The organism is Curtobacterium sp. MCBD17_034 (assembly GCF_003234515.1).
In the GTDB taxonomy this organism is placed as follows: Bacteria; Actinomycetota; Actinomycetes; order Actinomycetales; family Microbacteriaceae; genus Curtobacterium.
The window spans coordinates 14,913-39,817 of the sequence record NZ_QKTN01000002.1 but is presented as its reverse complement, the minus strand read 5'-3'; the positions used below and the strand labels follow the sequence as shown (position 1 = coordinate 39,817).

29 protein-coding genes and 4 tRNA genes are annotated in these 24,905 nt (G+C 71.2%); 18 read left to right on the top strand and 15 right to left on the bottom strand.

Annotated elements, in window-relative coordinates; translation table 11 throughout:
• The 8 genes from DEI92_RS03985 (at position 1) to DEI92_RS03950 (ending at position 7,173) form a co-directional block, all read left to right on the top strand.
• The gene (locus tag DEI92_RS03985) at positions 1-537 is read left to right on the top strand and encodes a flagellar biosynthetic protein FliO (protein WP_111012470.1); all 537 of its coding nucleotides are present in this window, start codon (positions 1-3) and stop codon (positions 535-537) included.
• Positions 534-1,451 carry a flagellar type III secretion system pore protein FliP gene (fliP, locus tag DEI92_RS03980; protein WP_111008968.1) on the top strand — a complete coding sequence of 306 codons (918 nt, stop codon included), beginning with the start codon at positions 534-536 and terminating at the stop codon, positions 1,449-1,451. The genes DEI92_RS03985 and fliP overlap by 4 nt, the downstream gene beginning before the upstream one ends.
• Complete coding sequence (gene fliQ / locus DEI92_RS03975; RefSeq protein ID WP_111008854.1) at positions 1,448-1,720, top strand: flagellar biosynthesis protein FliQ; 273 nt, start codon at positions 1,448-1,450, stop codon at positions 1,718-1,720. Before fliP ends, fliQ begins: the two co-directional genes overlap by 4 nt.
• Before the next feature lies 1 nt (position 1,721).
• On the top strand, positions 1,722-2,480 hold the full coding sequence (locus DEI92_RS03970; protein WP_258368442.1) for a flagellar biosynthetic protein FliR: 759 nt from the start codon (positions 1,722-1,724) through the stop codon (positions 2,478-2,480).
• 2 nt (positions 2,481-2,482) lie between these two features.
• Positions 2,483-3,664, top strand: a complete 1,182-nt coding sequence (locus DEI92_RS03965; RefSeq protein WP_111012469.1) for a flagellar biosynthesis protein FlhB — start codon at positions 2,483-2,485, stop codon at positions 3,662-3,664.
• Between the two features lie 65 nt (positions 3,665-3,729).
• The gene (locus DEI92_RS03960; protein ID WP_375334616.1) at positions 3,730-5,715 is read left to right on the top strand and encodes a flagellar biosynthesis protein FlhA; all 1,986 of its coding nucleotides are present in this window, start codon (positions 3,730-3,732) and stop codon (positions 5,713-5,715) included.
• Positions 5,690-6,811 (top strand): hypothetical protein, encoded by a 1,122-nt coding sequence (locus DEI92_RS03955; protein WP_111012467.1) that lies wholly within the window; start codon positions 5,690-5,692, stop codon positions 6,809-6,811. Before DEI92_RS03960 ends, DEI92_RS03955 begins: the two co-directional genes overlap by 26 nt.
• A gap of 74 nt (positions 6,812-6,885) precedes the next feature.
• Positions 6,886-7,173, top strand: coding sequence for a carbon storage regulator (locus DEI92_RS03950; protein WP_111008858.1), 288 nt, complete (start codon positions 6,886-6,888; stop codon positions 7,171-7,173).
• A 22-nt stretch (positions 7,174-7,195) separates the two neighbouring features.
• Here the strand turns inward: DEI92_RS03950 and DEI92_RS03945 are convergent, their stop codons facing one another.
• The 3 genes from DEI92_RS03945 to DEI92_RS03935 all read right to left on the bottom strand — a co-directional run bounded on the left by DEI92_RS03945 (position 7,196) and on the right by DEI92_RS03935 (position 10,563).
• Positions 7,196-7,762, bottom strand: coding sequence for a hypothetical protein (locus DEI92_RS03945; RefSeq protein ID WP_111012466.1), 567 nt, complete (start codon positions 7,760-7,762; stop codon positions 7,196-7,198).
• Positions 7,759-8,379, bottom strand: coding sequence for a DNA-binding protein (locus DEI92_RS03940; RefSeq protein WP_111012465.1), 621 nt, complete (start codon positions 8,377-8,379; stop codon positions 7,759-7,761). The genes DEI92_RS03945 and DEI92_RS03940 overlap by 4 nt, the downstream gene beginning before the upstream one ends.
• 99 nt (positions 8,380-8,478) lie before the next feature.
• Positions 8,479-10,563 carry an acyl-CoA dehydrogenase gene (locus DEI92_RS03935; RefSeq protein ID WP_111012464.1) on the bottom strand — a complete coding sequence of 695 codons (2,085 nt, stop codon included), beginning with the start codon at positions 10,561-10,563 and terminating at the stop codon, positions 8,479-8,481.
• A 420-nt stretch (positions 10,564-10,983) separates the two neighbouring features.
• Between DEI92_RS03935 and DEI92_RS03930 the strand changes: the two genes are divergently transcribed.
• A complete protein-coding gene (locus tag DEI92_RS03930) occupies positions 10,984-11,793 on the top strand; it encodes an LLM class F420-dependent oxidoreductase (RefSeq protein ID WP_111012463.1) in 810 nt (269 codons plus the stop codon).
• A gap of 57 nt (positions 11,794-11,850) precedes the next feature.
• On the opposite strand, the gene DEI92_RS03925 is transcribed toward DEI92_RS03930, so the two are convergent.
• Positions 11,851-11,926, bottom strand: a tRNA-Val gene (locus DEI92_RS03925).
• 191 nt (positions 11,927-12,117) lie between these two features.
• On the opposite strand from DEI92_RS03925, the gene DEI92_RS03920 reads away from it, so the two are divergent.
• From DEI92_RS03920 to DEI92_RS03910, 3 genes are all read left to right on the top strand, one after another.
• Positions 12,118-12,189: transfer RNA gene (locus tag DEI92_RS03920), tRNA-Gly, on the top strand.
• A gap of 84 nt (positions 12,190-12,273) precedes the next feature.
• Positions 12,274-12,344, top strand: a tRNA-Cys gene (locus DEI92_RS03915).
• Positions 12,345-12,385: 41 nt separating this feature from the next.
• Positions 12,386-12,460: transfer RNA gene (locus DEI92_RS03910), tRNA-Val, on the top strand.
• Between the two features lie 322 nt (positions 12,461-12,782).
• Here the strand turns inward: DEI92_RS03910 and DEI92_RS03905 are convergent.
• On the bottom strand, positions 12,783-13,247 hold the full coding sequence (locus DEI92_RS03905) for a MarR family winged helix-turn-helix transcriptional regulator (protein WP_111012462.1): 465 nt from the start codon (positions 13,245-13,247) through the stop codon (positions 12,783-12,785).
• 133 nt (positions 13,248-13,380) lie between these two features.
• Here DEI92_RS03905 and DEI92_RS03900 point away from each other — a divergent pair, with 133 nt between their 5' ends.
• Complete coding sequence (locus DEI92_RS03900) at positions 13,381-14,256, top strand: cyclase family protein (protein ID WP_111012461.1); 876 nt, start codon at positions 13,381-13,383, stop codon at positions 14,254-14,256.
• A gap of 55 nt (positions 14,257-14,311) precedes the next feature.
• On the opposite strand, the gene DEI92_RS03895 is transcribed toward DEI92_RS03900, so the two are convergent.
• Together DEI92_RS03895 and DEI92_RS03890 are read right to left on the bottom strand one after the other, a co-directional pair.
• Positions 14,312-14,521, bottom strand: coding sequence for a hypothetical protein (locus DEI92_RS03895; RefSeq protein ID WP_111012460.1), 210 nt, complete (start codon positions 14,519-14,521; stop codon positions 14,312-14,314).
• A gap of 340 nt (positions 14,522-14,861) precedes the next feature.
• The gene (locus tag DEI92_RS03890) at positions 14,862-15,419 is read right to left on the bottom strand and encodes a TetR/AcrR family transcriptional regulator (protein WP_111012828.1); all 558 of its coding nucleotides are present in this window, start codon (positions 15,417-15,419) and stop codon (positions 14,862-14,864) included.
• Positions 15,420-15,548: 129 nt separating this feature from the next.
• Here DEI92_RS03890 and DEI92_RS03885 point away from each other — a divergent pair, with 129 nt between their 5' ends.
• Together DEI92_RS03885 and DEI92_RS16790 are read left to right on the top strand one after the other, a co-directional pair.
• On the top strand, positions 15,549-16,505 hold the full coding sequence (locus DEI92_RS03885; protein ID WP_220037449.1) for an NADP-dependent oxidoreductase: 957 nt from the start codon (positions 15,549-15,551) through the stop codon (positions 16,503-16,505).
• Positions 16,506-16,839: 334 nt separating this feature from the next.
• Positions 16,840-16,971 (top strand): hypothetical protein, encoded by a 132-nt coding sequence (locus tag DEI92_RS16790; protein ID WP_258370055.1) that lies wholly within the window; start codon positions 16,840-16,842, stop codon positions 16,969-16,971.
• 49 nt (positions 16,972-17,020) lie between these two features.
• Here the strand turns inward: DEI92_RS16790 and DEI92_RS03880 are convergent, their stop codons facing one another.
• From DEI92_RS03880 to DEI92_RS03865, 4 genes are all read right to left on the bottom strand, one after another.
• Entirely contained in the window at positions 17,021-17,602 is a 582-nt protein-coding gene (locus tag DEI92_RS03880) for a GNAT family N-acetyltransferase (protein ID WP_111012458.1), read from the bottom strand.
• Positions 17,603-17,670: 68 nt separating this feature from the next.
• A complete protein-coding gene (locus tag DEI92_RS03875) occupies positions 17,671-18,099 on the bottom strand; it encodes a hypothetical protein (RefSeq protein WP_146249096.1) in 429 nt (142 codons plus the stop codon).
• A 62-nt stretch (positions 18,100-18,161) separates the two neighbouring features.
• A complete protein-coding gene (locus tag DEI92_RS03870; protein ID WP_111012456.1) occupies positions 18,162-19,190 on the bottom strand; it encodes a BadF/BadG/BcrA/BcrD ATPase family protein in 1,029 nt (342 codons plus the stop codon).
• 166 nt (positions 19,191-19,356) lie between these two features.
• Positions 19,357-20,148: a hypothetical protein gene (locus DEI92_RS03865; protein ID WP_111012455.1), complete on the bottom strand. Its 792-nt coding sequence runs from the start codon at positions 20,146-20,148 to the stop codon at positions 19,357-19,359.
• 132 nt (positions 20,149-20,280) lie between these two features.
• Here DEI92_RS03865 and DEI92_RS03860 point away from each other — a divergent pair, with 132 nt between their 5' ends.
• Positions 20,281-20,676 (top strand): VOC family protein, encoded by a 396-nt coding sequence (locus DEI92_RS03860; protein ID WP_111012827.1) that lies wholly within the window; start codon positions 20,281-20,283, stop codon positions 20,674-20,676.
• A gap of 39 nt (positions 20,677-20,715) precedes the next feature.
• Here the strand turns inward: DEI92_RS03860 and DEI92_RS03855 are convergent, their stop codons facing one another.
• Together DEI92_RS03855 and DEI92_RS03850 are read right to left on the bottom strand one after the other, a co-directional pair.
• Positions 20,716-21,147, bottom strand: a complete 432-nt coding sequence (locus DEI92_RS03855) for a hypothetical protein (RefSeq protein WP_146249095.1) — start codon at positions 21,145-21,147, stop codon at positions 20,716-20,718.
• A 92-nt stretch (positions 21,148-21,239) separates the two neighbouring features.
• Positions 21,240-21,815 carry a TetR/AcrR family transcriptional regulator gene (locus DEI92_RS03850; protein WP_111012826.1) on the bottom strand — a complete coding sequence of 192 codons (576 nt, stop codon included), beginning with the start codon at positions 21,813-21,815 and terminating at the stop codon, positions 21,240-21,242.
• Between the two features lie 65 nt (positions 21,816-21,880).
• Here DEI92_RS03850 and DEI92_RS03845 point away from each other — a divergent pair, with 65 nt between their 5' ends.
• A complete protein-coding gene (locus tag DEI92_RS03845) occupies positions 21,881-22,852 on the top strand; it encodes an SDR family NAD(P)-dependent oxidoreductase (protein WP_111012453.1) in 972 nt (323 codons plus the stop codon).
• On the opposite strand, the gene DEI92_RS03840 is transcribed toward DEI92_RS03845, so the two are convergent.
• Positions 22,846-23,460 (bottom strand): histidine phosphatase family protein, encoded by a 615-nt coding sequence (locus DEI92_RS03840; protein WP_181434637.1) that lies wholly within the window; start codon positions 23,458-23,460, stop codon positions 22,846-22,848. The two genes, DEI92_RS03845 and DEI92_RS03840, sit on opposite strands and share 7 nt — an antisense overlap.
• 42 nt (positions 23,461-23,502) lie before the next feature.
• A complete protein-coding gene (locus DEI92_RS03835) occupies positions 23,503-24,063 on the bottom strand; it encodes an MOSC domain-containing protein (RefSeq protein WP_111012452.1) in 561 nt (186 codons plus the stop codon).
• Positions 24,064-24,116: 53 nt separating this feature from the next.
• Here DEI92_RS03835 and DEI92_RS03830 point away from each other — a divergent pair, with 53 nt between their 5' ends.
• Positions 24,117-24,833 (top strand): hypothetical protein, encoded by a 717-nt coding sequence (locus tag DEI92_RS03830; protein WP_146249094.1) that lies wholly within the window; start codon positions 24,117-24,119, stop codon positions 24,831-24,833.
• Positions 24,834-24,905 lie beyond the last annotated feature (72 nt).

Here is a 24,905-nt window from a genome sequence, read left to right as displayed (position 1 = left end):
GTGGACACCCTCGTCGTCGCCCTGCGGGTCGCGCTCTCCCTCGGCGTCGTGCTGGCCCTGCTCTGGTTCGTGCAGCGCCGCGTCGCGAAGAGCACGACCGGCTCGTCGCGTGGTCGCGGACGACGCTCGGCGGCGGTCCAGGTCGTCGCGCGCCAGGGGATCGGTGGCAAGGCCAGCGTCGTCGTCGTCGACGTCGAGGGTGAGCGGCTCGTCCTCGGTGTGACCGAGCAGCAGGTGGCCGTGCTCGCCTCCGGGACCGCGCCCGCGGCGTCGGCCGCGGCGTCGGCCGCGGGGTCCGACGCGACCGACCCGTTCCGGGCGGTCCTGGCGGCACAGGCTGCACCGTCCCTCCCGGCCGCCGCGCAGGCGCTCACCGAGGAGCCGGAGAGCGCCGCACCCGTCCTCCGGGCCCGCCCCCGCAACCGCCGCGCCGCGCACATCGCCATGCCCACGCAGCAGCAGCTCCAGGGCTCGATCCTGTCGACGGACACGTGGCGGCAGGCCGCCGCGGCCGTCCGCGCGAGGCGCGCCGGATGACGCTCGTCCCCGGCGGACGCACCCCGCTGCGTCCGCTCGTCCTCGCGCCCGGCGTCGGCCGGGAGGCCCGGAGCAGCCGAGCCCGCGCGGTCCGGGTCGCACGCATCGCCGTCCTGGTCTTCCTCGGTCTCGCAGCGGTCGTCGGCTTCCTCATGCTCACCGCTGGCGGCGCGCACGCGGCCGGCGTGGTCGGGCCGACCGCACCCGCGGCCCCCACCGCGCCCGCGACCCCGTCGACGAACGGCGGCCTCGACGTGTCCGTGAACGGGCCGGACGGCACCCCCTCGTCGGCGGTCGTCACCCTCGTCGGCATCACGCTGCTCAGCGTCGCACCCGCGTTGCTGCTCATGATGACGTCGTTCACGAAGATCTTCGTCGTGCTGTCGATGACCCGGAACGCGCTCGGACTGCAGTCGATCCCGCCGAACCAGGTGATCGCCGGGCTCGCCCTGTTCCTGTCCCTGTTCATCATGGGGCCGATCATCGGGCACATCAACGACGACGCCCTGCAGCCGTACCTCGCCGGGCACATCGACTTCCAGCACGCCGTGGACGTCGGCAGTGCGCCCCTGCGGAAGTTCATGCTCCACCAGACGCGGCAGGAGGACCTGGCGTTGATGACCCGCGCGGCCGGCCGGCCCAACCCGAAGAACGAGGCCGCGGTGGGGATGACGACGTTGGTCCCGGCGTTCATGATCTCGGAGCTCCGCAGCGCGTTCATCATCGGGTTCGTCATCTTCCTCCCGTTCCTCGTCATCGACCTCGTCGTGTCCGCGGCGCTCCAGTCGATGGGCATGATGATGCTGCCGCCGGTGATGATCTCGCTGCCGTTCAAGGTGCTGCTCTTCGTGCTCGTCGACGGCTGGGGACTCATCATCAAGTCGCTCATCGAGAGCTACCAGGTGGTGTCGTGAACCAACAAGCCGTCATCGACCTCGTCCTGCAGGCGCTCATCGTCGCGGGCAAGCTCGCCGCGCCCGTGCTCATCACGTCCCTCGTCGTCGGGTTCGCGATCTCGCTCCTGCAGTCGATCACGCAGATCCAGGAGGTCACGCTCGCGTTCGTCCCGAAGGCCCTCGCCGTCGCCGTCGCGCTCGTCGTGTGCGGCAACTGGATGATCGACGAGATCGTCGGGTTCACGCACTTCCTGTTCGACCAGATCCCGAACCTGCTCGGAAGCTGACGTGGACCTGTCGATCGACTTCGACCAGCTCGAGGGCACCATGCTCGCGGGCGTGCGGATGGTGGCGTTCATCGTCATCGCGCCGCCGTTCTCGTACAAGGCGTTCCCCGGCACGGTCAAGGCGATGCTCGCGATGGGCCTGGCGCTCGCGGTCGCGCCACGGGCGGCAGCCCGGTACCACGCGCTCGACACCGGCGCGTTCGTCGTCGCGCTCGTCGTCGAGCTCGCCGTGGGACTGACCCTCGGGTTCCTGGTCTACCTCGTGTTCGCGGCGGTCCAGTCGGCCGGCGCGCTCGTCGACCTGTTCGGCGGGTTCACGCTCGCGCAGGCGTACGACCCGCAGTCCCAGGTGAACGGGGCGCAGTTCACGCGCCTGTTCGAGATGACGTCGCTCGCGCTCCTGTTCGCCTCGGGCGGGTACCAGCTCATCGTGGGCGGCCTGACCCGCTCGTTCGACGCGGTGCCGCTGGCCGGGTCGTTCTCGCTGGCCGACCCGGTGCACGCGATGCTCGCCGGCACGACGCAGATGTTCCTGTCGACGCTCCAGATCGCGGGCCCGCTCGTCGTCGTGCTGTTCCTGTCCGACGTCGGCCTCGGCCTGCTCACCCGCGTCGCACCCGCGCTCAACGCGCTGCAGCTCGGGTACCCGATCAAGATCGGTCTGACCGTCATGTTCGCCGGCGCGTTGTTCATGGCGCTGCCGAGCGTCGTGTCCTCCCTCACGGGTGACGCGGTGACCCTGCTGACCGGAGGGCGGTGACCATGTCCGACACCGGAGAACGCACCGAACAGGCGACCGAGAAGCGGATGAAGGAGGTCCACCGCAAGGGCCAGCTCAGCCGTTCGACCGACCTCAGCGCCTGGCTCGGGGTCGCCGCGGCCGCCGTCATGGTGCCGTCCACCATCGCATCGGCCGCCGCAGCGGGCACGGACCAGGTGTTCCGGATCGAGCGGGTGATCGCCCACCCGACGGTGGGCGCCGTCCGCGAGACCATGGCCGCCGACCTCGGCTCGATCGGGTCGACCCTCGCCCCGATGCTCGGCGTCGTCGCGGTCGTCGTGGCGGCCACCGCGATCGCGCAGGGCGGCGTGCACATCAAGCGCATGACCGGCAACTACGAGCAGTTCAACCTGCTCACCGGCATCACCCGGGTGTTCGGCACCCAGGCGCTCTGGGGCGGCGCGAAGGCCCTGCTCAAGAGCGCGGTCGTCGGGCTCGTGCTCTGGGGGGCCGTGCAGGGCCTCGTGCCCGTGCTCATGTCCTCGGGGTCGCTGCCGCTCACCGCGGTGCTGCAGGCCGCCGGGAACGGTGCCGCCACGCTCCTCCGCGCGGCGATCGCGGCCGGCCTGCTCCTGGCGGCGGTCGACGTGTTCGTCGTCATGCGCCGGAACCGCAAGAAGACCCGGATGACGAAGAAGGAAGTCAAGGACGAGCACAAGAGCACGGACGGCGATCCCCACGTCAAGTCGCACCGGCGCTCCCGACAGCTCGCGATGAGCCGGAACCGCATGATCGGTGCGATCGCCACGGCCGACGTCGTCCTGACGAACCCGACGCACTTCGCGGTCGCGATCCGGTACGAGCCGGGCAAGTCGGCACCGAAGGTCGTCGCCAAGGGCGCGGGCGCCGTCGCCGAGGTCATCCGCGACCGTGCCGAGGCGGACCGTGTCCCCATCGTCCGCGACGTCCCGCTCACCCGTGCACTGCACGCCGCGTGCGAGATCGGCACGGAGATCCCGGTCGACCTCTACACGCCCGTGGCCCGGGTCCTGTCGTTCGTCATGGCGCTCCGCGCCCGCGGCGCCGCCACCGGCGTGCACTCGGCCCCGCGTCCCACGACCGCCGACGAGGTCGCCACCGTCATCGCCGCCGACCAGCTCGCCGGGGACGCCCTGCCCCGCCGCATCCGTCATGCCCGGACCACCGAAGGAGCCCCAGCGTGAACCGCAAGGACCTGCCCAAGCTCGCCGTGCCGATCGGCATCGTCGGCATCATCCTGCTGCTCATCATGCCGGTGCCGTCGTTCGTCCTCGACTTCCTCATCATCTGCAACATCCTGCTGGCGCTCGTCATCCTGCTCACGACGCTGTTCGTGCGGAAGCCGCTCGACTTCTCGGTGTTCCCGTCGCTGCTGCTCGTCGCGACGCTGTTCCGGCTCGGACTCAACGTCGCGTCGACGCGACTGGTGCTCGGCAAGGGGTTCGCGGGCGACGTCATCCAGGCCTTCGGGCACGTCGCGGTCTCGGGGTCGGTGATCATCGGCGCGGTGATCTTCATGATCCTCGTCGTGATCCAGTTCGTCGTCGTCACGAAGGGCGCCGAGCGCGTGGCCGAGGTCGGGGCGCGGTTCACGCTCGACGCGATGCCCGGCAAGCAGATGGCCATCGACGCGGACCTCAACGCGGGACTCATCACCGACACCGTCGCCAAGGAGCGCCGGGCAGCGGTGTCCGCCGAGGCGGACTTCTACGGCGCGATGGACGGCGCCTCGAAGTTCGTCAAGGGGGACGCGATCGCGGGCATCCTCATCATCGTCATCAACCTGGTCGGCGGCATCGCGATCGGCATGGTGCAGAACGGGCTGTCGATCACCGACGCGTTGGGCAAGTACGGCATCCTGACGATCGGTGACGGCCTCGTGACGCAGATCCCGGCGCTGCTCATGGCGGTGTCCACGGGCATGATCGTCACCCGGTCGAACGCGGACGCCGACATGGGCTCCTCGGCCGCCACGCAGCTGACGCAGTCCCGCAACGCGATCCTCATCGCGGGGATCGCGGCCTGCGGCATGGCGTTCATCCCGGGCATGCCGATCGTCCCGTTCCTGCTCGTCGGGGCGGCGCTCCTCATCGTCGCGTACCGCCTCGGGGTCACGGCGAAGGCCGATGCGGCCGCCGCGGAACGGGCCGAGCGGGCCGCGGCCGTCGCCCCGACGGGGGACACCCCCGAGGACCTCATCGAGCAGATGCGGGTGCACGCGCTCGAGATCCTGCTCGCGCCCGACCTCGTCGACATGGTGTCCGGGGCCTCGGACGACCTGCTCGGGCGCGTCCGCGCCCTCCGCCGCAAGATCGCGGTCGACATGGGACTCGTCGTCCCGCCGGTGCGCACGCGGGACAGCGTCGACCTGCCGCCGTCGACGTACGCGATCCGCATCGCGGGGGTCGAGGCGGGCCGCGGCACCGCGCCGGCACGGAGCGTGCTCGCCCTCGGCGACCAGCTCGACGGGCTGCCGGGGGAGCCGACGACCGAGCCGGTGTTCGGGCTGGCCGGCAGGTGGGTTCCTGCCGAACTCCGGCACGCCGCCGAGATGACCGGCGCGACGGTGATCGACCGCGTGTCCGTGCTCGTCACGCACCTGCAGGCGATCATCGGGGACAACGCCGCCCGGCTGCTCACGCGTGAGGACGTCAAGGTCCTGACGGAGGGCGTCAAGCAGACCAACCCGGCAGCGGTCGAGGAACTCGTGCCGGGCATGCTGTCGATGGCCGAGCTCCAGCGTGTGCTGCAGGGCCTCCTCGCCGAGCGCGTGCCGATCAACGACCTCGGGCGCATCTGCGAGGCGCTGACGCTCCGGGCGAAGGTCTCGACGGACCCCGAGGGACTCGTCGAGGCGGCCCGTGCGGCGCTCGGCCCCGCCCTGGCCGCGCGCTACCTCGACGGCAGCGTGCTCCGGGTGATCATGATCGACCCCGGGCTCGAGCAGTCCATGCTCGAGGGGCTCCGCCCGTCCGAGCAGGGCACGCAGATCCTGCTCGACGCCCACCGGGTGGAGCAGGTGCTCGGATCCGTCCGCGATGCCGTGGGCGCCGTCGAGCACCAGGGCCTGTCGGCCGTGCTCGTGTGTGCGCCGCAGCTCCGTCCGGCGATCCACCGCCTGGTGTCCGCCCAGTCCAACGGCCTGCCGGTGCTCTCCTACCAGGAGGCGACCGCCGCGGGCTCCACCATCGAGACCGTGGGAGTCGTCCGTGCCGCCGATCCGATCGCAGCGTAGTGCGCCGACGCTCGACGCCCTGCGCGCCGACGTCCGCGCCGAGTTCGGCCCGGCGGCCCGCATCGTCGCGGCCGAGCGGGTGACGACGGGCGGCATCGGCGGCCTGTTCCGGAAGCACCACTACGAGGCGACCGTCGAGGTGCCGGCGCCCGGCGACGAACCGGTGGCGCGCGTCGCCATCGACGCCGGTGGGCCCCGTCGCGCAGGCATCCTCGCGTTGCTCGAGGACGCCGAGGCCCGGGAGGACCGGCTCGCCGCCGCCGACGCCGTCACGACCCGTCGTGGTCGCCGCGCCGCCGAGGAAGCGCGCGGGTCCCTCCGCCCCGTTCCCGGCGTCCCGGCCTCGGGCAGGTCGGTGTCGTCCGGTGCCGGCCCGGCCGGTCCGCTCCTGGTGGGAGCGGACGAGGAGGTCGTCGCGACCCGCTCGGACGCCTTCGCTTCGCTCATGGACGACTTCACCTTCAACGGCCTGGCGCCGCGCGTCCCGCTCGGTGAGGCCCTCGGTGGGGCCGGGACGGCGACGCCCGCGGTGGGCCCGGCCGTTCCGCTGCCGTCCGACCGGGAGGACCGGCTCGTCGAGTCGACGCCCCTCACCCCGGTCGCGGCCGGCGTCGACGGGTTCGTGCGGGCTCCCGTCCCCGACGCGACGGACCGGATTCCCGACCCGCCCGCGGTCCGTCGCGCCGACGGTGACCTCGTGCTCGTCGTGGGCCGGTCCGCGGCGGTGACCGAGGTCCTCCCGGTCGTGGCGACCGCACACGCGCTCCGGATCCTGCCTGTCGAGGACCGGCGATCGGCGATCCTCGCCCGAGCCGCGGGGGTCCAGGAGGGCACGGCGGTCGTGTCGTCGTTCGTGTGGAGCGGTGCGGCGGACGACCCGGAGCGTGCCGCACGACTCGTGGGGATCGCGCCCGACCAGGTGTGGGTGGTCGTGGACGCGGGCCGCAAGCACGACGACACGGCGCGCGAGGTCCGCGCGGTGCAGCGGACGATCGGCGTGACCGGGGTCCTCAGCGTCGGGGCCGAGGACACGACGACGCCGGAGACCGTGCACATGCTCGGGTTCCCCGTGGTCGACGTCCGGAGCTGGCGGTGACCGTCGACGCGATCGGCGCCGTGCCGAGTCCGCACCGGGGGCTCCCCGCGCCCGTCCGCCGATAGGCTGTCGGGATGCTGGTGCTCACACGCAAGATCGGCGAGCGGATCCTCGTCGGTGAGGACATCGTCATCACCGTCCTCGACTCCCGCGGCGACGGCGTCCGCATCGGCATCGACGCCCCGCGCGGCGTCAAGATCCAGCGCGAAGAGGTCGTCGCCGCCGTCACCGAGGCGAACGTCGAGGCGAGCCGGTCCTCCAGCGATGCCGAAGCGCGGCTGCGCGCGGCGCTCGGTGCCCTGGGCGGGGGCGGCGGCGCCCCGGGCGGGGACCGTCGCGGCGACGCCGAGGAGCCTCGCTGAGGCTGCCTCCCGGCTGACCGCGTCAGGCGAGCGCGACCAGCGCCGCGAACGCCCCGGCCCACAGCATGCTCGCGAGCGTGCCGATGATGAACCGTTCCCGGGCCTCCGCGCTGTCGAGCTCCGAGAACCGGCCGAGGCCCTTGATCGCGATCACCGCGGCGACGATCTCGAGTCGACCGACGAGGATCGCCGCGACCACCGCGATCCGTTCGAGGTGACCGATCGCCGCGCCACCGCGGAGGACCTCGTGTCGCTGCCCGTCCCCGCGCTGGTCGAGGATGAGGATGCCCCCGTTGCGCCCGGGCGTCGCATCGCGGTGCGTCGCCAGGCGGAGCACGACGGCGGTGGCGGGTCCGCCGCCGACGACGCCGAGCACGCTCATGAGCACGGTCATGACGCTCGCGAGTGCCGGGTCGGGGGCGGGGACGCCGACGTGGAACGCGAGCGCGAGTCCGCCGGCGGCGAGGGGCACGACCCCGGCGAGGCCGGCCGCCGTGCGGGGTTCCCGGCCCGAGGCGAGTGCGAGCACGCAGCAGACGAGCAGGACCACGGGGCCGACGATCCAGACGAGGACCTGCGCCGCGGTCATGCCGGCGCTCCGTCCGGTCCCGGGCGGTCCGCGTCCTCGAGCAGCCGGACCAACGCCGCCCGGACGGCGTCGTCCTCACGGAGCCCGGCGGCGGCCGCGCGCTTGCTCGCCGCCTGGGGGCTGATCCCCAGGTGCCGGGCGGCCTCACGCTGGCTCATGCCCTGGTCGAGCAGGTCGGCCAGCTCCCAGCCCTCGGGGGACCGGCGCGCGCGGAGCCGGAGTGCCTGCGTGACGAGGGGTTCGACGTCGTCGGCGGTGCGGTGCCGGCCCCGCTCGACGGCGACCGCGACGTGGTCGGGCCGGTCCTTCGCGCGCTCGACGGCTTCGCGCGCACGGTAGAACGCGGTCCCGGATGCCGCACGGGTCGCCGTGGGCAACGGCGTCTGGACGTCGCCGATGCCGCACCCGATGCTCCAGTCACCCGCGCGGGCGAGCCGGAAGACGACGTCGAGCGCGGCGCCCGCGTCGGCGGTGGCGATCTGGAGTTCGTCGCCCGCGGTCCGGTCCGCGGGGAGGAGCAGCCGGGGCCCCACGGCCGCCCTGATCGCGGCGAGCGCGGCCTCGACGAGGTCGGCTCCGTGTCGACTGTCGATCTGGTCTGCGGTGATGACGTACATGCTCGACCTCCGCGTCAACCCTACGAGGTTGATCTGGTGCCGATCAACCCTGGGAGGTTGATTGCTCCCGGATCAACGCGCCAGGGTTGACCGCTCTGCTCATCGTCGCGGGCGGGGCTCCGCGCCGGGAGTCCGTCCGGCGGCCCGCTCGGCGGCGTACCACGCGCGGGCCTCGTCCTGCCGTCGCGCCTCCGCCCCCGAGGCGATCGGCGCGCGGACGTGGCCGGGCTCGTACCCGAACGTCGCCACGAGGTCCGTCGCCAGCGGCCGGAGTCGGCCCACGAGCCGGTCCATGGTGGCCGAGACGGCAGCGCCCCGCTGCGCGGACAGACGCCCGTGCATGAGGTGCCAGGCGAGGTGCTCCTCGACGAGCCCGAGTCCGAAGCAGTCGCGGAGCCACGTCAGCACCGTCCGCGAGTCGTCGTCGGGGGCGTCGGCGAGCGCCGCCGTGAAGGCGTCCCACTGCATGAGCTCCGCGTGGGCACGAGCGGCCTCGATGAGCTCGTGCTGCTGCTCGTTGAGGAGGCGCGCCTGGCGGACGCGGTCCTTCCCCGCGCTGCGGAGACGCATGCCGATGCCGGCCACCATCGTGTCGACGCGGTCGGCGAGGAGTCGGCGCTGCGTGACCGGGTCCCGGAGGTCCTGCGACGCGCGGCGGACGGAACCGCGGTCGAGCACGCTCTGCCCGACCGCACGGACCCGCGTCACGTCGGCGACCCGGCCGGCGACCCGAGCGGCCACGAAGCGGGCCGCCCCGGCCGGGTCCCGTGGTGCCGCGGCGGCGAAGTCACCGAGCAGGCGCTTGCCCACCAGCTGGAGGAGCACGGTGTTGTCGCCCTCGAACGTCACGTACACGTCGAGGTCGGCCCGGAGGCCGGTGAGCCGGTTCTCGGCGAGGAACCCGGCCCCGCCGCACGCTTCGCGGGCCTCCTGCAGCGTGTCGAGCGCGGCCCACGTGGACAGCGGTTTGAACGCCGCGGCCTGCGTCTCGAGGTCCTCGCGCCGCTCCGGCGTGTCGGCGCGACCGCTGAACACGTCGTCGAAGGTGCGGAGGAGCCGCTCGTGGGCGAACGACTGCGCGAACACGCGGGCGATGCGGGGGATGAGCCGGCGCTGGTGCTCCCCGTAGTCGAGGAGCACGCCCTCCTCGCCCTCGGCGGTCGGGAACTGCCGACGCTCGGACGCGTACGTGACCGCGATCTGCAGCGCGAGCTTCTGTGCGACGACCGCGGCGCCGTCGAGCGACACACGGCCCTGCACCAGGGTGCCGAGCATGGTGAAGAACCGGCGGCCGGGGGACGCGATGGGCGACGAGTACGTGCCGTCCGGCGCGACCGCGCCGTACCGGTCGAGCAGGTTGGTCCGCGGGACCCGGACGTGGTCGAAGTGCAGCCGGCCGTTGTCCACCCCGTTGAGGCCGCCCTTGACGCCGTCGTCCTCGCCACCGATCCCGGGCAGGAACGCGCCGGTCGCGTCGCGGAGCGGCACGTAGAAGGCGTGCACGCCGTGCCCGACCCCGCCCGTGACGAGCTGCGCGAACACCACCGCGGCGACCCCGTGCACCGCCGCGTTCCCGATGTAGTCCTTCCACGCACCCCGGAACGGCGTGTGGATCTCGAACTCCTCGGTCGCCGGGTCGTACGTCGCGGTCGTGGCGATGCTCTGGACGTCGGAGCCGTGCCCCGTCTCGGTCATCGCGAAGCAGCCGGGCACCGTGAAGTCGAGGATGTCGGGTAGGAACTCCTCGTGGTTGTGCTCCGTGCCGAGGTGCAGCACCGCCGAGCCGAACAGGCCCCACTGCACGCCCGCCTTGATCTGCAGCGACGGGTCCGCCGTGGTGAGCTCCTCGAAGGCCGCGACGTTGCCGCCGTGGTTCTCCTGACCGCCGAACGACCGCGGGAACGGACGCTGGATCGCGCCCTGCTCGACGAGCAGCCGGCACTGTGCGAGGGCCCGCTCGCGGTGGTCGTCGACCGAGGCGCCCTCGAGGCGGTGCGTCGCCGGGTCGAGCGCCAGCGCGCGCGAGATCCGGCGGTCCTCCGCCCAGCGTCCGAGCAGCATCTCGGCCACACCGGGGACGTCGATGCGCGGACGGGACCGCCGGTCGGCCGCGTGGGGTGACGAGCCACCGGACGCGTCCGGTGTGGGTGCGATGGGGACGTCAGGGACGGCGATGTCGACCATGGACGGGAGGCTATGCCCGCCTCCGCGCGCTCGCCAGCAGCCGCGTGGTCGCCCGACAAGGCCGACCCGGGGGAGTCGACGCCCCTGTGGAGGTTTCCTCCAAGCGGCCTCCGGTGCGGGTCCACAGGATGCAGCCCGTCGGGATGGGGGAGCCGTCCCTCCCGACCGGGTAGCGTTGCGGACGCACCGTTCGGATCTGGAGGACCCCCATGCTCACTGTCATCGCAGTCGTCATCATCGGCATCGGCGTGCTCGGCGGCGTCGGCGTGTGCGCGGCGTTCGGCGCCATGCTCAAGGGCGGCACCGAAGGCCGCAGCTGACCCGATGGGACGCCGTGCCACCATCGGCGCGCCGTCCCGTCGCCGTCCGGGCTAGCGTGGCGAGGAGTCCCGTCCAGCACTCCCTCGAAGGAGCAACCGCGTGCCCGCCTCCACCGTCCGCGTCGGCGTCCAGATCGCCCCGCAGCACTCGCCCTACGCCACCATCCGCGACACCCTCGCCGAGCTCGAGGACCTCGGAGTGGACATCGCCTTCAACTGGGACCACTTCTTCCCGCTGTCCGGCGACCCCGACGGCACGCACTTCGAGGGCTGGACCATGCTGGCCGCCTGGGCCGAGCAGACGACCCGGATCGAGTTCGGCCCGCTCGTGACCTGCAACACCTACCGGAACCCGGACCTGCTCGCCGACATGGCCCGCACCGTCGACCACATCAGCGCGAAGGACGGCGCCGGACGGCTCGTGTTCGGCATCGGGTCCGGGTGGTTCGAGCGCGACTACGCCGAGTACAGGTACGACTTCGGCACGGCCGGGAGCCGGCTCGACGCGCTCGATGCCGCGATGCCCCGGATCGAAGCCCGTTGGGCAGCGCTCAACCCCGCGCCGACCCGGAAGATCCCCGTGCTCATCGGCGGTGGCGGCGAGAAGAAGACGCTGCGCATCGTCGCGGAGCACGCCGACATCTGGCACAGCTTCTCGGACGTCGAGACGCTCGAGCGCAAGCTCGGCGTGCTGCACGAGTGGTGCGAGCGCGTCGGCCGGCCCACCGACGCGATCGAGATCTCGACGGGCGTCGATGTCTCCGGCACGCTGACCGCCGAGCAGGGTTCCGCCCTCGACGCCCAGCACGCCCTCGGGGCACGGCTGTTCACCATCGGGGTGAGCGGGCCGGACATCGACCTGGCGCCGGTCAAGGCGCTGCTCGCCTGGCGGGACGGCGTCAGCGGCTGAGACGACGCCACCCTGCGGAACGACGAAGGCCCCGGGAACTCCCCGGGGCCTTCGTGGTGGTGGGCGATACCAGACTCGAACTGATGACCTCTTCGGTGTGAACGAAGCGCGCTACCAACTGCGCCAATCGCCCCTACGCGGCTGCCCGCGCCCATCGATACTACTGGAAGCAGCGCCGTCGTCCTATTCGGCGACGTCCGCGCGCGTCGTCAGGTCGCTGACACGCCCGGCCTGGCTCGTTTTGCGATCCGGGCTGGAGGTCGGTTAGAGTAACGGAGTCGCAGCGAGCGGCGGGCCGGAAACGGACCGTCCAGTGGCGGCGATGCGGATGTGGCGCAGTGGTAGCGCATCACCTTGCCAAGGTGAGGGTCGCGAGTTCGAATCTCGTCATCCGCTCGAGTGCAGGATCCCCGGATCCTGAAGGCTCACCAGAGAGGATCCCCACCGATCCGGTGCTCACGGAGACGTGAACCTCAGCACGGTGGGGTGGCCGAGAGGCGAGGCAGCGGCCTGCAAAGCCGTATACGCGGGTTCGAATCCCGTCCCCACCTCGAATTCGTATCGTTCGCAAGGGCGGTAGGAGTTCAACTCTGGGCGATTGGCGCAGCGGTAGCGCGCTTCCCTGACACGGAAGAGGTCACTGGTTCGATCCCAGTATCGCCCACCACGTAGCAGCCCCCGGTTCTCCGGGGGCCCTCTTCGTTTCGCGGCGTGGTCGTGCTTCTCGCTTCATCCCGAGGCACCGTTTGGCGCCCCCTGCTGCTGACGTCGCCGGCAAGGTGACGAGAGGGATTCTGCGGTTCTCGCAGACGTGCCTCCGCCTCGCCGATCCGCCCCGGCGGATGCCGACGTTCGAATGACGTGCCCGCATCGAGACTGACACCGGACGGGCTCTGTGAGACACGGCGTCCGGCGCATCGTCCGGTCGTGCGCCGTCGTTCGGTGGTCGTGCTCCGTCGTTCGGCGGCGGACCATGCATCGGGCACGGGTCACAACGAGTCGTCGACGACGGATGCAGCTTGAGCACCGTCGATCACGGTGAGCAGCAACGCGTTCAGCTGAGCACTCTGTGAGGCGTCCAACCCGAAGGTGCTGAGGTCGTTCGTCGCCAGGGCCACAGTCTGTGCCGCATCCAGCGCGGCCTGCCCGGCCGGAGTGATCGCCGCCGGGTTCCTCCGGCCGCGTGCGCGGACACCGACCCTGTGGACGAGGCCGCGTCGCTCCATCCCGTCGAGTACGTCGGACATGCTCTGCGGGCGCACGAAGACGGCCCGCGCGATCTCTGCCGATGTCATTTGCGCACCCTCCGCCAGGCACGACAGCACACCGAACTGCACCAGGCTCACGTCACGCTCGGCCATGCCCGCGGTGATCCGCGAGCCGATGATGCGTGCAACCTTCAGGGCATTCCAGCCCAGCACCGAGTCGAGACCGGTTCTTTCAGCGTCGTCCACGTTCGGCGTCTCCTTGCGACAGGAAAAGCAGGTTCCTGCTTGTGCGTATATGGTACAGGAACCTGCTTCTGCAGGACCTCCTTGGAGTGTGCATCACGCACCCGTACTCCGTCGAATCGACAGGACAGACACCATGACCGCACCCGCACTACCTGACAACAGGGGCCGTTGGGGCGCCGACGACGAACTCGGCACGCTCAACCTGATCGATGACGCCGCGAGAGCGCGCGCCGCCGAGCAGGTGCAGGTCGGCAAGAGTGTGTCGCTCGCGCTGCCCGTCGAGCCAGCGTCCATGCTCGGGGGGCCGTTCGCTCCGCCGTCCCCGCCGTCACCCCCGGTCCAGCAAGCGCTGCTGTACACGGGCACACCACCCATGGGCATGTCCGAGGTGCTCATCGTCACACCGCACCACCCGGCGCTGACGCACCTCGACGCGTTCGCCCACATGCCCGTCGACGGCACCGTCTACCCAGGACGCCCGGTCACGGATGCAGTCAGGGCAGGAGGCGTCCTCTTCAGCTCGACGACCGCCTTCGCCGAGGGCATCGTCACGCGAGGCATCCTGCTCGATCTGGCATCGAACGGTCCGCTGCCGGCCGCGCACCCGATCACATCCGCCGACCTCAACACGGCAGAGGAACACGCTGGGGTCCAAATCCTACCCGGCGACGCCGTGGTCGTGCGGAGCGGCTGGGGCTTCAGTTGGGACGCCCAGGCCCAGGCCCCGGGCATGACCGTCGACGCGGTGTCGTGGATGCACGACCGCGGCGTCTCGCTCTACGCCGGCGACGTCAGCGACTCCTTCCCACCGAGCGATCCCCAGATGCCCATGCCGATGCACATGGTGGGGCTGGCCCGCCTGGGCATGCCCCTCATCGACAGCGTCGCCACCGATGACCTCGCCACGACCTGCGACGAGCTTGGTCGACACGCCTTCCTCCTCAGCGTCGCGCCACCCCGCCTCCACGGCCTCACGGGCGTCCCCGTCAACCCTCAGGCGATCTTCTGATTCGACATCTCAGTGATGAGCGTCCCGATGACCGATCGGCAGCCGAGACGAGCGGTCAGTCCTGCTTGCGCTCGTCCTCGTCCGCCCACCGACGGAGCAGCTGGCGGTTTTCGCGTACTCGCGCAGTCACCGCGACAGCCGCAGTAGCAAAGCCCGCAACGATCATGATCCATCCGAGCACCATCTGGCCCGACGTCGAATAAGCGGACCCGAGCACTCCGACGACGATGCCAACGAGGGCGATGACAGGAAGACCGGCCTTCACGACGTGAACGGTACCGGGAGCTAGCTGCTCCTGTCCTCCGTAGCCGATCGGCTACGGAGGACCTGATGTAACCCCACCCAGCGCTGCAATATGATCTTTCCGGCTTGCCCTAGCCGGTAACCCGCCCACAGGGCCCGGCCGAGTTTGGGAGAGGGAGGCAGCCCGTTCAAGCCGGGCCAAGTGTGGGCATCTGCAGTGTTGACTCCGGTGTTCGTGAACCGATGGTTTACCGGTCGCTGACCGTGAGTCCGAGGTTTGATCGCTCGCACGAAGCGGGCTCAGATCTCAGTCGCGACGCGTCCTGTCCACGGGTACTACTCGGAATCGCGCAGTCGAGCGGTCATTCGGGCCGTTCGAACTGCAACGTCGCGGCAAGCTGCTGCAGCTCTGCGAACGTGCCATCGAGTTCGTGGTGCAGGTCGGTCGACCCGGGCGTCCAGCGTCGGATAGCGGTGCTGAACGTGTCTATCCCGACGCGGGCGCAGAGCAGCGCTTCGCGTTCGGAGACTCCGCGGGCGACCAGGCCGGCCGCGACCAGGACGACCAATGCTGCGGCCTTGGCGTGCTCACGTTCGAGGAGTGCGGGGGCGGAACGGATGATCGGCGCCCGCAGCTCTGCCAGCGGCCGGTTCTGTTCGATGAGCGGCACGACGTCATGGAACGCGTGTCGCAATGCCGGCAGTGCCGGCAAGTTTCCCGGCACCGCGGCGAGGGCCCCCGCGGTGACTTCGCGGAGTTCGTCCTCGGAGGCGAACAACACCTCCCGCTTGTCGGGGAAGTGCCGGAAGTACGTGCGTTCGGTGACGCCTGCCCGCGCCGCGATCTGTTCCGTTGTCGCGCCATCGAAACCACGCTCGGCGAACAGCTCGAGCGCAGCGCGCTGGAGTCGCTCCCGCACGATCCGTCCGTCCCGAGGCATATCCGGATACTAGCAGGTTGCGTCAGCGACTGACAGAACGTAAGGTCGGCGACCGACGATTCGTTGCGTCAGTGCCTGTCGCAACGCTTGACAGACCGGGAGACTCCGATGACAGACACAATGCGCACCCTGCGGTTCCACGAGTACGGCGAGCCGGAGGCAGTCCTCCGGTTCGAGACGGCGCCGGTACCCGAGCCAGGGTCCGGCCGGATCCGTGTACGCGTGCGCGCTGCCGGACTCGCACCAGCCGACTGGGCGCTGTGCGGTGGCCTCTTCGCGGGGTCCCTGCCGCGCGGCGTTGGCTGCGACGTCGCGGGCACCGTCGATGCCGTCGGCGACGGGGTCGTGGGCGTCTCCGTCGGCGACGTGGTGTTCGGCACTGCCGACTGGGCGAACTCGCCGTCCGCGGGCGCGTCCGACTGGGCGGTGATGAACCGGTGGTTCCCCGTCCCGGAGGGGCTCGACCTCGTGCAGGCCGCGGCGCTGCCGATGACCGTCGACACCGCCTACGCGCACCTGCGCTGGCTCGGACTCGAACCGGGCAAGACGATCCTCGTGCACGGTGCCGGGAGCACGATCGGGTTCGCGGCCGTGCAGATCGCGCTCCTCGGGGGCATGCACGTCATCGCGACCGCGGGCGAGACCTATGCAAAGCAGCTGCGCGACCTCGGCGCCATCGTCACTTCCTATGGCGACGGCATGGTGGGGCGCGTCGCGGAACTCGCGGACGGTCCGGTTGACGTCGCCCTCGACACCGCGCCGGTCGGCGGCGCGCTGCCGGACCTCATCCGCATCGTCGGCGGCGACCCGAGGCGGGTCCTGACGATCTCCGATTTCGCCGCGGCCGCCGAGCTCGGCACTCGTTCCTCCGCCACCGAGGACCTCACCGACCGCGTCGAGGCCCTGCCGGAGTTTGCCGCACTTGCGGCCGAGGGACACTTCCGGGTGCCGGTCGCCGCCACGTTCCCTCTCGAGGACTGGCAGACCGCGCTCACGATCAGCCGCAGCGGCAACGCCCGCGGCAAGCTCGTCCTCCTGCCCAAGGGCGCGGACGCCGCGTCGTAACCCCCGAAATGCCCTTCGAGTGAGGGAGCCCGCGGATGACCGCCACCGAACCCGCCACGCAGGCGGCCAAGCGGGACCTCGTCGCGGCGACTATCGCCCGGGCGCAGGACGCGGACTACTGGATGGATGAGATCCGCGCGTGGGAGGCGACGGGATTTCCCCAGGACCATCCCACGAGAGGTCCTATGCTGGTTCGTGCCGTCGCGATGCCGAGCATTCGGGTTGCCCTGGAACGCAACGGCTCCGTGCGTGCCTGCAGCATTCGGGTTGCTGCAGGCACGCACCTCCGGCCGCCCTCGACGATGCCCTCCGCGGCTGGGTCGTACGGTACGACGTGGACGAGCTCCCCATCGACGGTGCCGGCGACACCGATTGGCTTGCGGAGGTGCGCGGCCTGCTCCAGGCACTGCGGATCGAGATCGCGAACCGGTACCACGTCGTCGTCGACGAGCCCTGGTGGGGGTGACCGCTCCGCTCATGGTCGACGGGTGCCTGTTGGTGATGGCTCGTCTGAGCTACTGCTGACCGTCGTCCCAACGGACCGGCTGCCGGCGGTCGTCCGTCCGGAGCACCGCCGCCAGGAGCTGATCACGGCGCGACCCTCGATGTGTCAGGGCCGATCGGAGCCGTCCTTCGAGGCGGAACCCACATCGTTGCGCGACCAGAGCGGAAGCCTCGTTCTCAGGGAGGGCATGCCACTGCACACGGCTGAGCCCGAGACCGTCGGGAGGACCGGCGAACGCCCAGTCGAGGATCGCCCTGACCGCTTCGGTCATGAAGCCGTGGCCGCGACCGGCGGGCGCGAGCAGGTACCCGACTTCTCCGGCTCCGTCTGCGACACCGAAGATGCTCACCGCGCCCAGGACGTCGGTGGGGTCGGCTCGCGGGCGGACCGCGAACTCGAACCGGGTCCCGTCCCGCCATCCCGCTTCGACCTGCCGGACGAACGAGTCAGCTTCGTCGCGCCCGTAGGGGACCGGTATCGGGGTGAACGCGATGACGTCCGGGTCCTGGCAGTACGCCACGATCTGATCCACGTCCTCCGTCGTCTGCCGGCTGAGGACGAGCCGCGGCGTTCGGAGCGTCACCGGTTCCATCGCCCCACGCTACCGAGCGAGACGTCACCGTGAAGGCGCTCCGAGCTCCGTCGCGGCCTGTCCCGATCTCACCGGCCCGCGTCCGTCGGCGCAGCGCACGTACGGCTGCGGAGGAACTCCTGCAGGTCAGCGCATCGCCAGGTCGTCCAGCCGCCCTGGCCGTAGGCGTCGAACGCCGAGGTGGACGCCACGGAGACGCCCGACGACGTCATGCGGACGAAGGTCGGTACCGGGTCGCCCTCGGTGGTGAGCTCGACCCAGCTGACCGTCGCCGAGCCTCCGGCGTCATGCGCATCCGTGAGGCAGCGGAGGCTCCGCTCCGGCAACGCGAGGTCGCCGACCTCGAGACGTGCGCTGCCGCAGTCGGTGCCGGTCGGCTTCGCGACCCACGCCGGCGCATCAGGGAGGGCGCGCGCCGCCCGGACGGGATCGGACGGGCGAGACGTGGAGCACGCGCTGAGGAGCAGCACCGCGACCATGGCGAGCGCTGCTGCCACCGCTACCACGGGCCTCCCCACCGACATGGCACGAGCATGGCGGATCAGGAGGCCCGGCGACGTCACGATCGAGCGACGGTGCCGTCGGGTCGAGCGTCCTGCTGGCTCTCGCGGAGCCGGTCGACGACGGTCCGCGGAGTGGGCGCCCCGACGGTGCTGTACGCGATCAGAGCTGCCCCACGGAGCGCGTCGAGCGCGGCCGGCACGAGTGTCACCGATGCGTGCGCGTCCTCGTCGAGTGCGTCCGCGAGGCGGGCCGTGAACGCCGGCGTCGTCGCCAGACCACCCGTCGTCGACACCGTCACACGGTCGACCCCGACGAGGGGCGCCAGTAGTCCGACGCCGCGGGCGGTCTTGCGGGCGAGATCGCGGAGCGCCCGATCCGCCAGTGGCGACCGGTCGGCGGCGTCGGTCACGAGGGGGGCGAGTGCGCCGAACCGGTGCCGGACCTCCATCCGGTCAACGTGCGCCAGGCCGAGGATGACGTGGCGGAGTCCCGGCACGTCGTCCGCGCCCCAGGCGTGGAGGACCGCGGCGACGAACTCGTCGTCGTCCGGACCGGCGGTGCCGAGCAGGATGAGCTGCACCGCCTCGTAGGCCAGGTGTCGTGCCGCGCCGGCGTAGTGCTCGAACTGTCCGCTCTCGACCTCGGTCCCGTCCGCGTCGATCGCGAGGATCATCGAGCCGGTGCCGGTGACGACGATGATCCCCGCGGCACCGAGCAGGGCGCCGCGGTGCGCGACGACCGCGTCGTTCAAGATGAGCCGTTCGCACCGCAGCCCCGGCACCCGGAAGAAGTCGTCGGCCCAGCCGTTGTCGCCGTCGCCCTGGTTCGAACCGGCACGGCTCACCATCGCCAGCCCGGCGACGAGTGCGACAGCGTCAGCAGCGTCACGGCCGGCGTCGTGCAACGCGCGGATCGTCGTGTCCGCGACGTTCGCCGCGGCGTCCGCCTGGTGGTACGGACTCCCGCCTCGACCCGTGGCGGAGCCGAGCAACCGGCCGTCGAGACCGAAGCACCCGACGCGGGAGAACGTGCCCCCGGCATCGGCGGCGATCACGAAACGGCGGTCCTCTCCGGCGACGGACATGGGGCGAGCGTAGCCAACCCGCACTCGACCCCGCACCGTCGCCGCTCCGCACGTGGGCCCCACCCGCGGGATGGCAAGATGCTCTGTGCCTGTTGTGTCCGTTGACGCGCCCGGCGTGACCGAGCGCTTCGCGGCCGCGTCGGCGGACGCGCGTCGACCGGTGGCGCTACCGTGCGGCCACGACGTCGACCACGGGCCGGTGACGGTCGTCCATTGCGGCGTTCCACCACCCGAGGAGGTGCAGGGTGGCGATCCGGAACACGAGGGCGCGCACCAGGAGTTGCCGCCACTCGGCGACTCCGCGACCGAGGTCGTCCAGACGCTCGACCGGCGAGCGATGCCAACACGTCGCGTCGACAGCGGCGATCGCGGCGCCCAGTCCTGCGGGTCTCCAGTACGGGGCCCAGTCGATGATCGCCGGTGCCGCCCCGGGTTCGAAGAGCACGTTGCCGAGCAGGTCGCCGTGGATGACCTGCGACGGTGACCGGACAGGGACGAACGCGGCCGCGAGGCGGTCGAGCAGCGCGCCGGGCGGCAGCGTGTCCTCCCCCCAGGCCATGCGGTCCGCACGGCTCCAAGGGTCATCGGTGTGGTCGAGGAAGTCCGGGCGGGGCAATGTGGCGAGCGCCCGGTGGAACGCCGCCCCGGCCCGGATCACGTCGACCACCCGCGTTTCGTCCGCGTGCCCGGGGAGCCACTGCCACGCCTCCCATCCGTCGGACAGCCAGCCCCCGTCAGCGGCGCGGATCGGTCGAGCCGTCCTGAACCCGGCGGTGGGCGGCAGCGACTCGAGCACGGCCGAGCGCCAGTTCGCCTCGTCGGGGTCGCCCGCGGGTCGCACGACGACGTCGCCGGCGCGCCAGGTCGCGCCCCGTCCCCCCGACAGCCGATGGCTCGGTCCGGATCCTGCGCCGAACGCGACGAAGACCGCAGAACTCGGGATGTCGGGGGTCGTCATGGCACCACGCTAGGTGACCTGCATCGTCGACAGCGTGGTCGCACTGGGGGCGGCGGCCACCGGATGGATACGTTGACGAGCGGATCCGGACCGAGCAGGCTGGCACGCAACGGCGACGACCTGGAGGCACCGATGACGACCAGCATGTGGGTGAGCATCACGTCAGGAAATCTCGCGCGATCGGCAGCGTTCTACGAGGCGCTCGGGTTCGTCGTCAACCCGGACTTCTCCGATGAGCACGGGACGTGCTTCGAGGTCGCCGACAACCTGCACCTGATGGTGGTCGCGCGGGACTTCTTCGCGACGATGACCACGAAGGAGATCGCCGACCCGAGGACGCATGCGCAGGTCGGCCTCAACCTGACACGCGACTCCCGCGACGAGGTCGATGCGATCGTGGAGAAGGGGATCGCCGCCGGTGGGCACGAGCCCCAACCCGCGCAGGACCTCGGGTTCATGTACTCCCGCGACCTGGAGGACCCGGACGGGAACAACCTCGGGTTCCTCTGCATGGCCCCGGCCGACTGAGGGTCGCTGGTCTCGCGGTCGGGGGCTCGCAGGCCGGGATCACCCTTGGCCGGCGGGCGCGTAGGCGACGAGCGGTGAGCCATTGGCAGCGCAATCGTGCTGTGCCCGCTGCATGGCCGCGCGGAACGCGGGCGCGTCCGGGTCGAACTGCGCCGCCGCGACGACCGGCGGGGAACTGGCGATCGCGTCCTGGATGCTGGTGAGGTCGGCGACCAGGCCGCGGTTCGGGGTCCGCAGCATCCCCGACACCACGGTCGGTGTCAGGTTGACGATCGCGGCGTAGCCGGCGTCCTGGATGGTGCCCGCGCTGCGCTCGATGCCGGCGGCCGACAGGTCCGTCTCGAGCTCCGTCAGCCCGGCGCAGGTCACCGCGATGCCCGGGTCGGGGGTGGGTGTCGATGCGGCTCTCGTGGTGTGTGCGGCGGTGCTCCGCGCGGCGTGATGCGGCGCGGCGGTCGAACATCCCGTCAACGCGATCATTGCGCATGTGGCAGTGACAGCGACCAGCAGTGTGCGCATGGTGCCCCCTCGTGCGGCACGTTTCCCCTCGCTGCCGCGTCGACTCATCCTGCCGGATCCGCTGTCGCCGCTGCCAGCAGAACGAGCCGGATCGCCACCTCGAGCCGCGCCCGGTACTCGTCGCGAAGGTCGACCTGGTGTTTCAGCCCCACCGACACGCTGGTCAGCGTTCGTGCGACATCCGCTGCCGCCTCGCAGTGGTCGCTGATCGCCGCGGTCACCATCGCCTCGAACCGGGCGGGAGCCTCACGGGCCGTGTCATCGAGGAGTTCCGGGTTGTCGGCGATCACGGCTGACACGTCGCGCACCATCGGTCCGACGTACCGTCCGGCCCACCGGTCGAACGCGTCGAGCAGGCGGTCGGCGATGGGCCGCGTGTCGTCCGCGAGGAGCTGTTCGATCGCTGCCAGATCCTGGGTCAGGACGTGTGCCGCGGCCTCCCGGAACAACGCCTCCTTCGACTCGAACAAGAAGTACAACCCCGGGCGGGAGATCCGTGCTGCTCGCGCGATCACGTCCATCGATGTCCGCCGGTATCCCGCTTGTGCGAACGTGTCGATCGCTGATTCGAGCACGGTCCGACGGCGTCCCATATCCGTGCCGGTGGAGGTGTCGACCATGCCGCCGATGATACCGCCTCCCATGCCGACTAGACAGAACCTGTCTAGTCGGTACAGTTGCCCGCATGCCCCTTCCGCTCATCCGAACGCGGTTCGACGCCGAGTCCACCGCCGCTGACGTCCTGGTCGACGTCGATCTGATCGGTCTGCGCGCGATCGTCACGGGCGCGTCGTCAGGACTCGGCGTGGAGACGGCCCGCGCCCTCACCGCCGCCGGCGCTGCGGTCACGCTCGCCGTCAGGAACACGTCTGCCGGCACGGCGGTGGCCGACGTCGTCGCCCGTTCGACGGGCCGCCGGCCGGACGTGCGTCACCTCGATCTCGCGGATCGCGCCTCCGTGGCCGCCTTCGTGGCGCATTGGGAGGCTCCGCTGCACCTGCTCGTCAACAACGCCGGTGTCGTGAGCGCGGGACTCGAGCGGACGGCGGAAGGGCGTGAGCTGCAGTTCGCCACGAATCACCTCGGCCACCACGCGCTCGCGAATGGTCTTCGACGGTCACTCGCCAGAGGCGCCGCGGAGCGCGACGGCGCCCGGATCGTCGCGCTCAGTTCCACCGCGCACATGCGGGCGAACGTCGACCTCGACGACCTCGACTTCACCCGATCCGAGTACGACCCCCAGATCGCCTACGCACGAGCCAAGACCGCGAACTCCCTGTTCGCCGTGGCGGCGACGCGCCGTTGGGCGGACGACGGCATCGTCGCGAACGCCGTCAACCCGGGCGGGATCGCCACCGGGCTCCAGCGGAACTTCTCGGCGGCGCAGAAGGCGTCGTTGGAAGCCGCCGAAGCCGCTGGCGTGTTCGCGTACAAGACGGTCGAGCAGGGCGCCGCGACCACCACGGTCGCCGCGGTCGCGCCCGAGTTCGCCCACACCGGCGGGCACTACCTCGACGACTGTCAGGAGGCCTACACGGTTCCGAACGACGCGAGTCTCGCGGATCACCCCCACGGGGTGAAGGCGTGGGCGCTCGATCCCGACGCGGCGGATCGGCTCTGGAGGGCGTCGGAGGAGCTCACACGCCCGTCTCACTGACGCGGATCCGCCGGGAGCGATCTCGGCAGGTGCTCCGTCGTGCCGATCCCGCCGACGTGGTAGCCGCGAGCCACGACGTCGAGACGTGTGATCGACCCGTGCTGGAGACCCGCGAGGGCGTCGGGGCGGAGCGATCGCATCTCCTCGTCGGAGAGGATGTCGCGCAGGAGGTCGCGGATGATGCCGCCGTGCGTGACCACGACGAGGTCACCTGCGTCCGGCAGCGATTCGTCGATCAGGTCACGGAGCCGTGCCGCGGCTGCGCGCGAGGAATCGCCGACGGCCGGAACGAGGTCACGGTCGCGCTCAGTGCGGTCCCACGCGTCGCGGAACGCCTCCCACGATGCGTCGTCGACGACTGGGGGGTCGTACTCCATGCGCTCACGCGCCCGGCCGTCCACTCGGACAGGGACCGCGGGGCGCTCAGTCAGAAACGGCATCGCCGATTCGCGCGTGCGTCGTGCCGGGCTGATGACGATCCTCCCGATCGGCTCGGTCCGGAGGCGCCGCATCACCGCTCCGGCCTGCTGCGTCCCGCGCATCGTGAGCTCTCCGTCGCGTCGCCGCACCTGCTCGCCGTGGCGGACGAGCCACACGTGCTGCAGCACCGTCGGATCCTCGGACATCGGGAGGTCAGCCGGTCGCGGCGGTCAGACTGGACCGAGCGGCTGCAGCTCGCCGGTGGGCAGCTCGACCCGGATCGTGTCACCAGGACGGACGACCCCGCCCGCCACGACGACACTCATGACGCCGCCCTTGCGTTCGACGGAGCCGTCGTCAGCGCGCCCCAGCACCGCCCGGAGGAGACCGGGCTCGAACTCGTTGATCTGCTGGCACGGATTCCGGAGGCCCGTGATGCGGACACGAGCATCCGCGCCCAGGTGCAGCAGCGTGCCTGTCGGAAGACCGAGGAGGTCGACCCCGCGAGTCGTGATGTTCTCGCCCATCTGGCCGGGCCCGACCTGGAATCCCGCTCCCGCCACGTCATCGAACAGCTCGGCGTGGATCAGGTGCACCTGGCGCAGGTTCGGCTGGGACGGGTCCCGTGCGACGCGAGACCGGTGCTGAACCGTGACGCCGGCATGCGCGTCACCCTCGATGCCCAATCCCGCGACGAGCACCACCTCGTCCACCACCGGTTTGCTGAACCGATGGGCACCGTCCCTGCTCACTGCGACGACGCGAGGGTGGGTGTCGTGATCTGCGCTCATGGCTCGATCATGGCGCAGGACCGCTCGGGACGGACCCTGGCAGACTGCACGACATGCACATCGGGGGAAGGGTGCCGGCGGACCAGCCGGATCTGAAGCTGGCGATGCGTGCCGAGGCGGACGCGCTCGGGATCACCGTCGCCGGATTCGTTCCGCAACGACATCTCGAGGACCTGGGCGTCGCCGGTATCTCGTCGCATGGCCAGGGGAGTGGTGCGGACGCCGTCACCATCAGCGCGGCCGTGGCACGGATGTACACGGTGTGGAAGAACCCGGACGACCGTTCGGACCCGGTGAACCTCGCCGACCTGACGCCGGAGGCCGAGGCCGCGCTCGCTCGGCCGGTGCCCCGGGACCTTCCGTCGTGGTTGTTCGAGCGCCGGGAGCGCATGCGTCATCCCTCGCTGTGGGAGGCCGTCCAGACCCACTGGTTCGCTCCGGGATCCGCCGCGCCCGGCGACGACGAACGCGATCCACGGGAGTTGCTCCGCGCCCACGTCGACCACATCCTCCACAACCGGTTCCGAGACGAGTACGGACTCGGCGACCACACGATGGAGCCCGGCTGGACCGAACTGGTCTCGATCCGCGCGGTGCAGCCGCGGGCGGTCGTCGTGGACGGAACGGCGAGGGACGGGTTCACGATCGACACCGACGCGTTCGTCCTCGGGCTGGCGGTGTCACTCGACGACGGCCGGGTAATCACCTCGGTCGTGGAGCGCGACCTGCTGCCCTGGGTGACGACGGAGTTCGTCAGCGACGCAGGCTGACGCCGCCGCCGTCGTTGCCGCACCGATCTCAGCGAATCCGTTCGGCCTCCTCCGCGTCACCCGGATGTCACC